Source organism: Streptomyces sp. NPDC058469 (assembly GCF_042721125.1).
Classification (GTDB): Bacteria; Actinomycetota; Actinomycetes; order Streptomycetales; family Streptomycetaceae; genus Streptomyces.
Genome location: NZ_JBHXME010000113.1, coordinates 1 through 12,755 on the forward strand (window position 1 = coordinate 1; position 12,755 = coordinate 12,755).

At 67.9% G+C, this 12,755-nt stretch carries 11 protein-coding genes and 1 pseudogene; 2 read left to right on the forward strand and 10 right to left on the reverse strand.

What is annotated here, in order from left to right; translation table 11 throughout:
• Positions 1-2 precede the first annotated feature (2 nt).
• The 4 genes and pseudogenes from ACFWP5_RS35795 to ACFWP5_RS35810 form a co-directional block, all read right to left on the reverse strand.
• Positions 3-308: pseudogene (locus ACFWP5_RS35795) on the reverse strand (hypothetical protein); the annotation flags it as partial.
• 78 nt (positions 309-386) lie between these two features.
• Positions 387-1,739 carry a hypothetical protein gene (locus ACFWP5_RS35800; RefSeq protein ID WP_384166421.1) on the reverse strand — a complete coding sequence of 451 codons (1,353 nt, stop codon included), beginning with the start codon at positions 1,737-1,739 and terminating at the stop codon, positions 387-389.
• A 245-nt stretch (positions 1,740-1,984) separates the two neighbouring features.
• Positions 1,985-3,457 (reverse strand): serine/threonine-protein kinase, encoded by a 1,473-nt coding sequence (locus ACFWP5_RS35805; protein ID WP_384166424.1) that lies wholly within the window; start codon positions 3,455-3,457, stop codon positions 1,985-1,987.
• 446 nt (positions 3,458-3,903) lie between these two features.
• Positions 3,904-4,884 carry an ATP/GTP-binding protein gene (locus ACFWP5_RS35810; protein ID WP_384166427.1) on the reverse strand — a complete coding sequence of 327 codons (981 nt, stop codon included), beginning with the start codon at positions 4,882-4,884 and terminating at the stop codon, positions 3,904-3,906.
• A 397-nt stretch (positions 4,885-5,281) separates the two neighbouring features.
• Between ACFWP5_RS35810 and tap the strand changes: the two genes are divergently transcribed.
• Positions 5,282-7,381, forward strand: a complete 2,100-nt coding sequence (gene tap / locus ACFWP5_RS35815; RefSeq protein WP_384166430.1) for a telomere-associated protein Tap — start codon at positions 5,282-5,284, stop codon at positions 7,379-7,381.
• A 3-nt stretch (positions 7,382-7,384) separates the two neighbouring features.
• Positions 7,385-7,942 carry a telomere-protecting terminal protein Tpg gene (gene tpg, locus ACFWP5_RS35820; RefSeq protein ID WP_384166433.1) on the forward strand — a complete coding sequence of 186 codons (558 nt, stop codon included), beginning with the start codon at positions 7,385-7,387 and terminating at the stop codon, positions 7,940-7,942.
• A 127-nt stretch (positions 7,943-8,069) separates the two neighbouring features.
• Here the strand turns inward: tpg and ACFWP5_RS35825 are convergent, their stop codons facing one another.
• The 6 genes from ACFWP5_RS35825 to ACFWP5_RS35850 all read right to left on the reverse strand — a co-directional run bounded on the left by ACFWP5_RS35825 (position 8,070) and on the right by ACFWP5_RS35850 (position 12,703).
• Complete coding sequence (locus ACFWP5_RS35825) at positions 8,070-8,819, reverse strand: hypothetical protein (RefSeq protein WP_384166436.1); 750 nt, start codon at positions 8,817-8,819, stop codon at positions 8,070-8,072.
• Between the two features lie 240 nt (positions 8,820-9,059).
• On the reverse strand, positions 9,060-10,085 hold the full coding sequence (locus ACFWP5_RS35830) for a hypothetical protein (protein ID WP_384166510.1): 1,026 nt from the start codon (positions 10,083-10,085) through the stop codon (positions 9,060-9,062).
• 145 nt (positions 10,086-10,230) lie between these two features.
• Positions 10,231-10,449, reverse strand: a complete 219-nt coding sequence (locus tag ACFWP5_RS35835; protein ID WP_384166439.1) for a hypothetical protein — start codon at positions 10,447-10,449, stop codon at positions 10,231-10,233.
• A gap of 810 nt (positions 10,450-11,259) precedes the next feature.
• Positions 11,260-11,904, reverse strand: a complete 645-nt coding sequence (locus ACFWP5_RS35840) for a hypothetical protein (RefSeq protein ID WP_384166442.1) — start codon at positions 11,902-11,904, stop codon at positions 11,260-11,262.
• Positions 11,901-12,425 carry an RNA polymerase sigma factor gene (locus ACFWP5_RS35845; RefSeq protein WP_384166445.1) on the reverse strand — a complete coding sequence of 175 codons (525 nt, stop codon included), beginning with the start codon at positions 12,423-12,425 and terminating at the stop codon, positions 11,901-11,903. Before ACFWP5_RS35845 ends, ACFWP5_RS35840 begins: the two co-directional genes overlap by 4 nt.
• Complete coding sequence (locus tag ACFWP5_RS35850) at positions 12,422-12,703, reverse strand: hypothetical protein (protein ID WP_384166448.1); 282 nt, start codon at positions 12,701-12,703, stop codon at positions 12,422-12,424. The genes ACFWP5_RS35845 and ACFWP5_RS35850 overlap by 4 nt, the downstream gene beginning before the upstream one ends.
• Positions 12,704-12,755: the final 52 nt, after the last annotated feature.

Here is a 12,755-nt window from a genome sequence, read left to right on the forward strand (position 1 = left end):
CTTCAGTGCGATGCCCCGGGGTTCGGAGGCGGTGGCATCGCACTGAAGTGCGCGTAGGCCCTGAGCTCTTGGGTCTGGTCCCCTGCGGGCTGTGTGGCGGGCGGGAGGGGTTCGGTGAGGCGGTCCAGCCGCGTGTAGAGGGCCCGTACGAGGCGGGCGCGGTTCTGGACGCAGCGGGCGGTGCCTTCCAGCGGTGCGGACAGGCGTCTGTCGGCTTCGCGGAGGATAACTTCGGCGAGGGCGCCGCGGCCGTCGTTCTTGGGCAGGGCGGCGGCGTGGCGTCGGAGGTCGGCGGCCACGGCGCGGGCCCAGCAGAACCCGTGATGCACGCTTGCTGCAGTCGACTCAGCGTTGGGCTCAGACGGCGGTTGACGCCTACGTGGTGCCTATGCCTCTGAGTCGCCTTCGGCATCCTCGGTCATGGCGATCGCTGAGCTCATGTCGAGTTGCAGACGCTGTGTGGGAAGGGACAGAGACCGCTCTTCTTTACCGCTGACGTTCGTCGCTGTCGCCCGCCATTTCCCGGCGACCGCGTCGGCGGCTGCTTCCTGGATGCTGTAGAGCGTGATGGGGTCGAGGGTGACGGTTTCGTGGGGGCGCAGGTCCACCGGATCGAAGCGGATGATGGTGCGGCCGTCTTCTTGCGTGATGTCTGGTGCATGCAGGGATGGCAGGGCGGAGGCCGACGACCGCATTGCGGCCCTACCCGCGAACATCGCGACCCCGATAGGAATCGTCCCTGTTCCGTACTTCTTGGGCCGGTCCGGCCAGTCAACGTCCTCATCGTCGTCCGCGACGTGAGCCAGGACGGTGTCCGGAAGGCTCAGGACGACTTCGACCTTGGTGAGGTTCTCTTCGCCGGGGTTGGCGAGCTTGAGGGTCAGGGGTGCCACGAGGGCGCGGACCGCGTGTGCCAGGGACTGCTGCATGGCCTGGTCGAAGTCGTTCAGGTACTGCTCCACTTCCTGCCGGAATTCCTCGGGTGAGCGGTAGTCGGAGCTGGCGTTGTACGGCGTCGGGAAAGAGTAGAGACGTTCCGCTGCGCCCTGCCTCCTCGGGCGTGCAGTGTCGAGCTGCTTCATCAGGTCTTCGCGCAGAGAGTCCAGGATGTGGTTGCGCCTGTCCGCAAGGGGAGGCAGCAGGGCGACGGTGCCGGTGACCGGGGTGACGTCGACGTTCACGCGCTTGGCTGCCCGACGTGCTCGCTCGGTGAGGGCGTCGATCTCGGCTGCGCGGGCAGGCATGGTCTTGCCGGCATACCGATGGAAGACCGTGCCGGGGTAGAAGTTCTGGTGCTCCTTACGTAGAGGGTGGATGGGATCACCCCAGCGTGGAGGGAAGACATCGACGAGCATGACGTGCCGTGTTCCCTCGCCGTTGTCGAAAGGGACGTAGGTGAACTGGTAGCGGTCGAAGTCGCCGATGTAGCGCCCCAGCCAGGCGTCGACCTTCTCGATGTCATGTGTGGCGACCCCGTGCAGTGCCTCTTCCTCAACCCCGACCAGGAGGTAGGCGTGGCCTCCGGCCCACTGCGCTGCTACGTCGGGCATCCGGTTGGCGAACCCGAGGATCGCCTTCGAGACGGTGAAGGCTCCTTCGGCCTTCGAGACGTCCAGACGGGACTTCCACTCCAGCCAGCGCGTTTCGTCCGCGCTGCCCGCGTTGAGGACGGCTTCGATCAGCGCTCGTTGTCTCTTCAGCCCGACTACCGGTTGGTCTGCGTCGAAGTTCAGAGTCATGGTCGTCCCGTGGTCCTTCGTCTCCGTGGGGCCTCCAGCATGCGGGGTCGCACTGACAACGCCGACCGGATTTCAGCTGGGGCGGCCGTGCCAATAGCAGCGCACGCCGTGCCGTCGGCGTCGCACCGTCGCTGAACAGCACGACTCCATATACCGGGCCCGGGGAGGTCGTCTCCCCCGGGGCCCGTGGCGTGTCCGGCCTGCAGAACGCGAGGGGCTGTGCCGACTGCGGTACGGCCCCTCGGTCATCGCCTCCAGGAGCCTTGGGGGTCACGCTCGGGCATGTGGCTGGGATGGGCGAGTCGGCCGGTCGCCGCTTGGGCGAGCCAGGCGGCCCACCGGCTGATCAGCTCGTCCAAGTCCTCGATGACGAGCGGGGTGAAGGGCCAGGCCACCTGGTGCATCATCATCCCCGGGCCGACGGCGGCGCGTGATTCGTGGTGCGGGTCGAGTGCGAAGGGCGCCATGGTTCCCACGACGGTGCGCAGCGGAGTGTCCATGAAGGCGGTCTCGAACCACTGGTATTGGTCTTCCGTCTGCGCGTCGGCGTACCACAGGGAGTGACTGCGGCCCTCGTACCCGTAGTGGTTGGCGGGGACCTTCAGAGAAAGGGTCGCGGACGCGATGACGTCGAACGGCGCCGGCGTCGAGGTGGTGCGCCAGATCTCGGGCGCGGTCTCCCTCGGTCCGGACAGCGTCAGCTGGGCGTCGTTGATCCGGACGGTCCAGCCTCCTTGGGTGCCCTTGCGGACCTCCGCGTTCGGGGCGACGGTCGTGAGGATCGTGAGAAAGGCATCGGCAATGAAAGAGAAGGACATCGTGGCGGCCTCGAACAGGGCCTTGCGGCGGTCGGCCTCGGTGGCGTGCACCGAAGCCAGGCGGTCAGCTTCGGCTTGGCGCGCGACCGCGCCCTGGTTGGCCGCGGCGAGCGCGGCCAGCCCGCCCGAGAGTGCGGCGGCGGGGATCTGCTGCAGCCGGGCGAGCACGTTGCCCGCCGCTGGGCGTGCCTGGGGCGCCTTGTAGAGGCATTCCATGATCAGCGCGGCCAGGAGCGGGGGCACGGCGGTGAGTGGTGGCGGGGTTCCGTGCAGATGCTGCTCCTGGTAGTCGTGGTCGGCCGGTCCGGTGAAGGGCCTGGTGCCTTCCAGAAGCTCGTAGGCCAGGACGCCCAGGGCGTAGATGTCGGTCGCGCCGGAGGCCCGCTCGTACTTCCAGACCTCGGGCGCCATGTACGGCAGGCTTCCCCCGCCCTTGTAGGTGTGCTGCGCGGTGGTTGCTTCGGCGTAGCGGGCGATCCCGAAGTCGGCAAGGCACCAGCGGCCACCGAGCAGCAGGACGTTCTCCGGCTTCAGGTCGCGGTGGACGACCTCGTGCTCCTGGAGGTCGGCGAGCGCTTCGGCGACGTCGGACAGGACGGCGACCGCCTCGTTGAGGGGCAGCCGGCCGTGCTCCCGGAGGTGATCGCGCAGGGACTTCTCCGCGCGGGGCATCACCAGCACCCACTGGTCTTCGTGCTCGCCGCTGTCGATGACCGGCACCACGTTGCGGACGCCGTCCAGGTCGATGAACAGCATCTCGCGCTCGGTGCCCGGCTTCTTGGGCACGAGCTTCACCGCCGCCCTTTCGCCGGCGGTGTCCTCCGCCTCGAACACGGCGCCGAAGCCGCCATCCCCGATGCGGGCGCCGACGGCCCACTCCTTGTTCAGTGCCAGTCTCATGGTGCGCGTTGTCTCCATCGTCAACTGCTGTCCCGTGAGGGCGGTTTTGCCCCGCTTCTATGCTCGCAGCCCCCACTGACATCGGTAGGTCCGTGTCGTCCCGCGCGCCCGAGCCGGGCCTCAGGTGCCCGCAGACCGCGCGGCGCGAGCCGTGCGGAACATCAACCCGGCGCCCCGATCCCCTCGCTCGCCGCCCGCGCTCCCGCCCCACCTCCCTTTCCTCCCGGTGTCTTGGGCGGGCGTGGGTGGCGTAGAGGGGATGTCAGCCCAAGTGGAAGCCACCAACCACGGCGCCTGACCTGTGACAACGGCACTCTGCGGAATCCGGCGTGCGCAGGAGAACGCGCACCAGATGGAGCAGGAGAAGGAGCACTCCCGACCACGCCAGTCTCAGCGGCGAGTTGAGCCTCGGGTCGGCGGCCGACGCGGCAGCCGTAGGTAGCGATTCAGGAGACGTCTGGCCGGCTTGGGGGCGGCGTCGGCGGCGTCAGTTCGCGGGCTCCCTGCCAGAGCGTCTCGAAGAACTCCCGGCAGCGGGCAAGGTCTTTCCGGTCTTGTTCGCCGTTGTCCAGGGACCAGCGGTCCAGCCGAGAGCCGCCGAGGATGTCCAGGAGATCGCCCTCGGCCGTGTCCGGTCCGGGAGCAGCAGCACAGTCCGGGTCAGGGCGCAGATCCAGCTTGTCGTAGAGCCCCTCATACGCCACGTCGGTGTTGATGAAGTAGAGCTTGCGCATGGGTGACACGTGCAGCACTCGGAAGTCGACCGTGAGTGTTCCCTGGCCGCGCACGGCCATCCGCCTTATGTGGGCCTTCAGCCTTAGCTCGTGCTCCACGACCATGCGCCTCAGGTGCTCACGGAACTCTGGAGCGTCGCAGATCCTGCCTCCGGCACCCACCTGACCGGGGACGTCGATCTCCTCGGTGAAATCCGGTACCAGAACGCGCACATGCACTCTCCGTGCGGGATCCCTACTCAGGCTGTACAGCATGGACCTCACCGGATTGACGAACGTCTCTCCGGTGAAGCTCATCGCCGCCAAGTCCACCTCTCCCCCGGCTTCGAGCGCCTGCCGGATCTCAGTTCCCAACGTCGCGGGCGTGACCCGAGGACGCAGAACCTGGTTCAGTCGCTGCAGTTCATCTTCAACGCGACGCACCGTGGCGGCCAGGGACTGCTCTGTCTCCTGCTGGGCCGTGTGCACCGTGTTCAGGCGCTGCACCTCGCTGTAAAGCACGTAGCCCACCGCAGTGAGCAGTGCCCCGCCCAGGTAGACCTTGTCCTGTAACGCGTCACCGACGGGCTTCACGAACTGGGCGACCAGACCCAGAGCGAAGACAACGGCGAGAACAATCTTCGTAACGGTCGACTCCGCGCGCCCCCATATGCCAGCCAGTCTCGCGCTCCACGACAGCCCCGTATCCGACACAGTCCCCCCTGGCGAGCCACCGATACCGCCTTCCTACGCCCAGAGTGCCCGTCAAACCAGCAGCTGCGTCGGGATAGCGCGGACTCCGCCGTATACGCCGCAGGCCCCCGAACCGCAGACGCCCGCGAAGCCCTCCACGACACCCGTAGGGGCCTTCGAGAAGGGCGTGGCGGCCTCGTGCGGTACAGGACCCGCACGGGCTCAGTGACCGTCCCCAGAGGGCACATAGAGTGTTGCCGGACGGGTCGGAGGTGAAGCTCGCGCGAAGCTCACCACCGACAAACTCGCCGCACTCGCCGCACTCGCCGCACTCGGGCTGGAGTGGGCACGGGAAGGTTAAGGGGTGGGCTAAGTTTTGGGTTAAGCGGTATCGAGTCCTGATGTGAAGGTGCAGGGAATGGCATCTGAGGAAGAGCTGTTCGCGTCCGTCGACGCTCTGCTGGAGGAGGAGCCGCATCTCCCGTCTCCGGCGGAGCGTGCCCGGCTTCGTGAGGCTGCCGGCATCACCCAGGCCCGCCTCGCCACCGCGTTGAAGACGACGACCCAGTCGGTGAAGAACTGGGAGAACGGCCGCTCGGAGCCGAAGTCGCCGCGCCTGGATGCCTACCAGCGGCTGCTGAACGGGTGGGCGGCGAAGTATCCCGCACACGGTGCAGCCTCGGCTGCCGCGCCGGCACCGGCGGCGTCCAGTGAACCGGCCGCGTCCGAGGTGGAGACGGCAGATGCCCCGCAGGCTCCCACCGTTCCAGCCGCCGGAGCCGCACGTCCGGCCACCCGGCCGACCGCGGCATCGCGCCGTCCGGCCGCGAAGAAAGCAGCTCAGCCCGCAGCCGATCCGCGCTTCCCGCACGGCCCGCTCGCCGTGCTGGACGGTGACGGCAGTGCGTACGGCGTCGACGGCATCGTGCTCGACTGCCCGGCGACCACGGTGGTGGAGCTGGTGGAGTGGACCCTCAAGGAGTCCGGTCTCGGTGCCGCGAAGCTGAACCGCTACGGCAAGGACTCCGACCCGCTGATCGTCCTCACCGCGGCGGCCGCCGTGAAGCTCGGGCTGCCGGAGCGCCTGGAGGGCCACGAGCAGCGCCGCTCCCTGCGCCTGCCCGAGGACCACCCGGTCGTCAAGCAGGTGGTGAAGGCGAAGTGGCAGCTCACGCAGCGGGGGTTCGGCCCGTGGGCGCGGATCTACCGCACAGCGCAGGGGCGTGAGCGGCAGTGCGTGCAGCTCGCGGTCCTGTCGTGGGACGCGCTCGATGAGCGGTCGTGGCCCGGCGTCACGGACATGGAGGCGGCCGACATCGCCCGCGTCCTTGGTGTGTACGCGACCCGGGTCATCACCCCACGCGGCTCGACCGCCGTTTCGGGCCTGGAGCTGATGACAGCGCTGCGCCCGCCCACAAAGGCCGTGCAGGACCCGGCAACCGGGAACTGGGTGTCCGGCTACAACGCGGGCTCGCTGGGCACGGAGCCCATGGATCCGGCGCCGCCGGAGGCCACCCCGGAGCACCCCGTCGTCGTGGACAGCGGCTGGAGTGGCGGGTTCCTCAACGAGGAGGCGTACCAGTGGGTGCGCTCCGTGGACCTGCTCAGCGATGAGGAGTGCACGCTGCCCTTCGCGGTCGGCCTGGACCTCAACACCGCCTTCCTCGCCGCCGCGGCCCGCCTGGTCGTCGGCCTCTCCGCCCCCGACCACTTCCACACCCCGACGTTCAACCCGAAGATCCCCGGCTCCTGGCTGGTCGACCTGAGCCACATCGAGCTGGATGCGCGCCTGCCGTCGCCGTTCGCCCCGGACGGCACCCGGCCGACGGGACCGGCCTGGTACCAGACGCACACCGTCGCATACGCCCAGGAGCTCGGCTACGACGTCCAGCCGATCGAGGCGTTCCTGCGCCGGGAGACCGGCGCCTACCTGGACCCGTGGCACGACCGGCTCAAGACCGCCTACGTCGACACCCTCGCCGACCTCGGCGTCACCCGGGACCTGGACGACCGGGCCTTCCTCGCGGCGATGGAGCAGCACAAGCAGGTCGACCCGGCGATGGCTGCCGTGCTCGCCGCCATCAAAGCGACCGTGAAGGGCGGCGTCGGCAAGCTCCGCGAGCGCCCGCAGGGCAAGTCCTACAAGGAGGGCGAGCGGTGGCCGGCCCTTCAGCGGCCGACCTGGCGCCCCGACATCCGCGCCGCCGTCATCAGCAAGGCCCGAGTCAACATGCACCGCAAGCTGAACAACATGGCGAAGATGACGGGCCTCTACCCGCTCGCCGTACTGTCCGACTGCGTCGTCTACCCCAGCCCCGGCGACAGCCCGCTCGCCTTCCTGCCCTACGCGGCGTCCGGGAAGCCGCAGCCCGGCGCCTTCCGCCTCGGGCCCACCCCGGGCCTGGCGAAACTGGAGGGCGTCCAGTCGATGCTGTGGGCGGTCGACCTGATGGAGAAGAGCCTCAACCCGGCCCGCCACATCAAGGGCGGCGACGCCGTCCTGGACGAAGGAGAGTAGGCCGTGGGGGAGATCGAGGACGCGATCGAGCGGGCCGACCAGGAGTCGTTCACCAAGGAGCCTCCGAAGACCCTCAAGGGCCAGATCGGCTTCCTGCTCAAGCAGTTCGGCAGCGCGAAGGCCGTCGCGCAGGAGATCGGTGTCACCGCCGACTCCGTGAACCGCTACCGGCGCGGCGCCCGCAAGCACGCCCGGAACGACGTCGCCGCGAAGATCGACGACGCGGTACGACAGAGGTGGCAGCCCCAGGTACGCAAACGCCGGCAGCGACAGGCCGCCGCCACCGGCGGGATCACGGTGGAAACCCGGGCCCGGTTCGGGTACACCGCCCCGGTCGGCACGACCGACGACGGACGCTTCCGGCGCCTGACCGTGCACCTCCCCCCGGCCTACGCACAACGCCTCTTCGACGCCCGCCACACAGGCGCCAGCGACCAGGAGCTGCGCGGGATCATCGCCGATGGATTCAAAGAGATCTACTTCCAAGACGGCGGAGGCCGCGCCACAGGACTCTCCGACGTCACCCTCAACGACATCGACTACCTCGACCTCGACTACTGACCCGACACCAGCCACAAGCCCCGCACCTGCTCGTTGATGAGCCGAAGCACGGTAGCTGTCACATGGGCAGGCTTGTTGTCACCGGAGGTCGGCAGGCCCCGGCTTGCGGGATGGACGTGTCGTCCGGTCAGGGCGTGGGCGAGGCGTCGGTGAGCGACATCCACCGGCGTACGGTCTCCTGGTGGGAACCGATCGCCGTGCTTGCGGCCACTGCCTCCGCATCTCCCTCGGAGCACGGCATCCCTACGTGGGTCAACAGGACGAGCGGCCACTCGGGGCCCGCTCCGGTCGGCGCTCCGTCAAAAGCGGTCCAGTCCCAGGGCCCCTTGAACTGCCAGGCTCGCCCTGCTGCGTCGGCGACCTCATCGCCGGGTGAGAGGGCCGCGTAGGGGCGCATCAGCAGCTCGAAGGCGTAGGGGATTCCGTTGCCGGGGTGGAGGGCGTAGCCCGTGCCGTCGAGATGGCTCCCGTCTGGGTAATCACGGTAGGACAGGCCGCGGCGCAGCACGGACACGGTGCGGTGGGGGCGCGGCAGCCAGCCCGTCTCCAGCGGCGGGTCGTGGTGATCGACAGCCGTCACGTGCACCACCGTCGGTGGTACTCCGACCTGGCAGAGGTCCCCCGCCTTCAGATGCCCGGGTAGCGGATCGGTTCGGAACAACTCCACCTCCACCTCAGGCGCGGCGCGCCCGCCGCTGTTCACGCCCAGGGCGACGGTCCCGTTCCAGTGCACGAAATCGCTGTCAGCGTCGATGTCCCACCACGGCCATCGCACCGACACGTGATCCCACCGAACAGCCTGCTCGACCCTGGCCGGCGTGAAGGGGCAGGAAACCGACAGCACGTCACCGACCCGGAAATCGCCCGCATCCGTCATAGGGCCAGGCTAGAGGGGTGGCCTTCACGATCCATGAGGCCCTACCAGACAGACCGAACCGCTCGGGCCTGCCCTGCAGGCCGTCTACAGCAGCTTCCCCGGAGCAACTCCCAGGGGCCGACTCCTGTGCTCGGTCGGTGAGCGTGAGCGGTCGGCGGTGACAGCAGCCGTGCTTCCCACGCTGCCAGGGCAGCCGGATGTGGAAAACCTCGCGGAAGCGGTGTCCCGTCATGCCGGCAGTTACGGCCCGGCCTCCTCACGGCTGCGGCTGCTCCCGAGCCCGGTCACGGTGTGGGACCGCGGGAGGGTGTGATGGATACCTGTTGCCCAGCTGCGGGCATAGATCACGACGTGGAATCCGCCGCTGTGGTAACCGCTGCTGCGAATCGTCACCTCGGTCTCGGAGAGTTCGACAGTGAGCCTGCGTCGCGCGCCCCACGGGCCCACCAGATAGTGGTTGCCCGCCACGGCGATGTAGCCGTCCGTGTCCGGGACGGCCCGGCCCTGGCATCGGGTGGCGAGCAGCTGCGGGACGGTGGCGGGGGCGCGCATGGCCGCGCGTTCCTCAGTCCAGCGCGTCGGCGCGGGACGCGCCGCAGCGTTCGTTTCCTCCACCCATGAGGCAAGACCAGCAGCAAAAGCCAGCGGAGCAGCAGGCAGCGGACTGGCGGAGCTGGACTGGCGCAGGCGGCGGGCGGCTGCGAGGCCGGTCAGTGGGAGCCCGCGGTCCTGGACGGCGAGGTCGTCCAGTTCAGCGCGTGCCACGTAGGTGTTCCAGGAGATGTCCCACCCTTCGGTCTCGAAGTGCCAGGCCCAGGGAAAGTCGATACCGCTGGTGTCCCAGCGCAGGGTGTGCGGTACGGCGCCCCATTCCTGCAGCAGGCGTCGTTGGCCGATCCACACGTTACGGAAGCGGGCGCTGGGCAACAGGCAAGCCCCCACGTGCCGGGAGGCACCGGCGACCATAAGAAGCACGGGGCACCGGCGGGTCTGTCCGTGCCCGACGTCGAGCTCTGCCGGGGGCCACCACAGCCCGCACTCCGCCCAGCCCCGGAGGAAATCACGCAGAACAGCAGACCCGAACCCTTGCTCCTGTTCCGGCCGGTGCTCAGCCTGCGGCAGCAAAGCCGACCGCAGACGGGCCACGTGGAAACGCAGCAGACTGGCCGAGGCCGGCCAGTCGATACGGCGTGCGATCTCGGCCGCACTCACCCCAGGCGCGTCCCGCAGCAGTTGCAGGATGAGCGGCTCGAACGGCGCGGCCACGGAGGGACGTTCCGGACGCTGATAGCGGGGCGGCTGCCCACAGCGTAGGAGGCGGCGCACCGTATTGGGCGCTATCTGCTGGTGCCGGGCGATCTGCTTGATGGGCATACCCCTGGCACGCAGACGGCGTACCTCCCGCCACGTGTCAGGGGAGAGCACGCGGGTCCTCCTCCCGCCTGGTGAGCGCCTCGGGCTGGCGGGTCTGTCGCCAGGCGGCGCGGACCTTGCCCAGCGCATGGATCACCGGTACCAGGTCCAACAGCAGGGCCTCGGTGCCTTTCAGCACCTTGCGGCCGAAGTAGTACACGGCCGCGGTCACGGCTGCCGCAGCTGACACGACAGGCAACACGAAGTCCAGGCTCATACGGCGCCGCCTTCCAGGACGGCGGCCCGATGAGCCGGGTGCTGTGCGGGTCCCACTCTTCTGTTCTCCCCACGTCGGTCGTTCTTCGCGGGACGCTCACGACGAAGGCCCGTCCTGCCAGCGCGCATGGGTATCCATTTGCGCTGACAAGAGCGGGCCACTCACCTCCAACTACTGTCCCGGCACCCACTGACAAACGCGCACCCACCTGCCAAGTGAATCTTGAACCCCCACCCGCTCAGGCAGCCCCTTTTCCTGCAGGTCAGAGAACCTATTAGAGCGCCACACAGGGCTTTCGGGCCTTTATCAGCCAAGGACGTCTCCCGCCCGCGCCCCCTCCTCCGGGTGACAGAAACCGCAGGTCAATGCCTTCTTCTCCGGCAGATGCCGCGCCTCGCCCGCCAAGAAGACGTCGATGTCGATGATGGCGTCCTCGGCCTTCCTCCAGATCTGCCTCAGCGGCGAGAGACGCCCCGTCGGCGCCCCTCGCCGGAGAAGGCCGCAGCGCGCGAAGAGTGTCAGGACATGCCGCCGCAGAGGGCAGCGTGAACAGCAGGACCGGACCTTCCATCGCGAGTCGAGAAGAGACCCCGAACTCGTCGCATGGAGCGGGGCGGGGCTGGCGGTAGGACCGTCAGTCGACTTGCGGAGCTTTAGACAATTCAGATGATGATGCAGCAACGGCCTATCCCCGCGGACGCGGGGATAGGCCGTTGCTTCAACGAGTCGTCCAGCCTTCTCACGTGAAGGCCTCATGGAGGCTGGTCTACAAAGACTCTCCCGTCTGTGGGCGCGTGACGCGCTGTCGTGTCAGCACCGTGGCCCGCCGGTGGTGTGGTCCAGGTGCGCCAGGAAGTCCTCAATCTCACGCACGAGAGCTTGTGTTGCTTCAGACAGCCCGACTCCGGCTTTCCCCAATGCCCAGTCGACCCTGTCTGCAGCAACGCGGATACCGGCTGACCGGCACGCAAAGCCACTCACGAATGATCTGAAAGATTCCTCAGCGTGTTCTTTCCCTTGCCCGCAGCATGCCGATAGGTTTCCTTCCCTCTCAGCATCAAGGACACGAAGATAATCTCGTGCGTCCTCGTCACCCTTGAATGCTGCTTTTTCCCACCAGTTTCGCGCCACATCATCCCTGTCCAGAAACTCAAGGATTTCTGCTACGCGTCGTGTTTCCTGTGGTGTCGCGGAATCATCGATTTCCTTTTTCAGGAGAGTGCGTAGTTCAGGGAATACGCTGATTCGATGGTTTCCGTCCACGATTTCCAGGCAGGGGGCGGGGGCCGGGGGCCAGCCCGAAGGCTGGCCCCCCTCCGCCTGGACAGAGTCCTCGCCGATCCGGGAACTCCTGGAAAATGCCTGCTCAGATCCTTCGAGCAGGAGCCACAGGGCGAGGAGCCGGATGGCTCCCCGCTCCTCGGGCTGGTGTGTCCAAGCGGACAGGTATGTCATGCGGTGGCCTCCTCGCTGTGTTCGTTGATTGACTTCTTCAGGTTGTTGGCGGCGGCTTTGATGTAGCGCTTCACCGACTCCTCCTTTATCTGGAGGCGCTGCGCAACCACGGCAGGGCTGAGGTCCTGCAGAACACACAGGGTGATGACCTCGCGCTGCCGTTCAGGAAGACTTACGACGAGTTCGTCGATGCCTTCCTTAATCATTTCGTAGGCGGCCCCGGGTATACCGATGCCTGATTCCGTCTCGGGCAGTTCATGAACCGGGACCGTGACCATCCGCTTGTTGCGGCGGAACTGGTCGATGACCGCCCGCTTCACCGCGGTGCGGCCGTAAGCGGTCAGGGAACCGTGGCCGGCGATGATCCGATCCCACCGCCGGTACATGTTGAGGTAGACGTCCTGCACAGCATCCTCTGCGCTGTGCGGGTCGCCTGCCTGGGCCCGGGCCAGTCGGGAGAACGCCTCAATGGTCTCAAGGACGAAGGACTCGAAGTCCGCTCCCGGAGCGGCCTCACTCACGCGGCCTCCCGCGTCGCGATGGCCCGGTGGCCCGCCGGGTCGGCCGTGTCCTTGCGGAACAGCCAGGCAGGCCGACCCTCCTCGAAACGGGCGGCAGCGCCGCCGTCGGGCAGGGCCTGCGCCATCGCGACCATGGTGGCGCGCTGCTCGCGCTCCGCCCGGGTCTCGACATGCGCCTTCACAAGCATCTCCGTGATGCCGCGGGTGCGGCGCATCACGGAGAACAGCAGGAGCAGCAGGGGAACCCCGCCCGCTCCTGCCCAGTACGACCAAGTCATCGACCAGGCCTCCCAGTAGAGACGAACTCGTTGATGAAGACCCAAGGGCCTT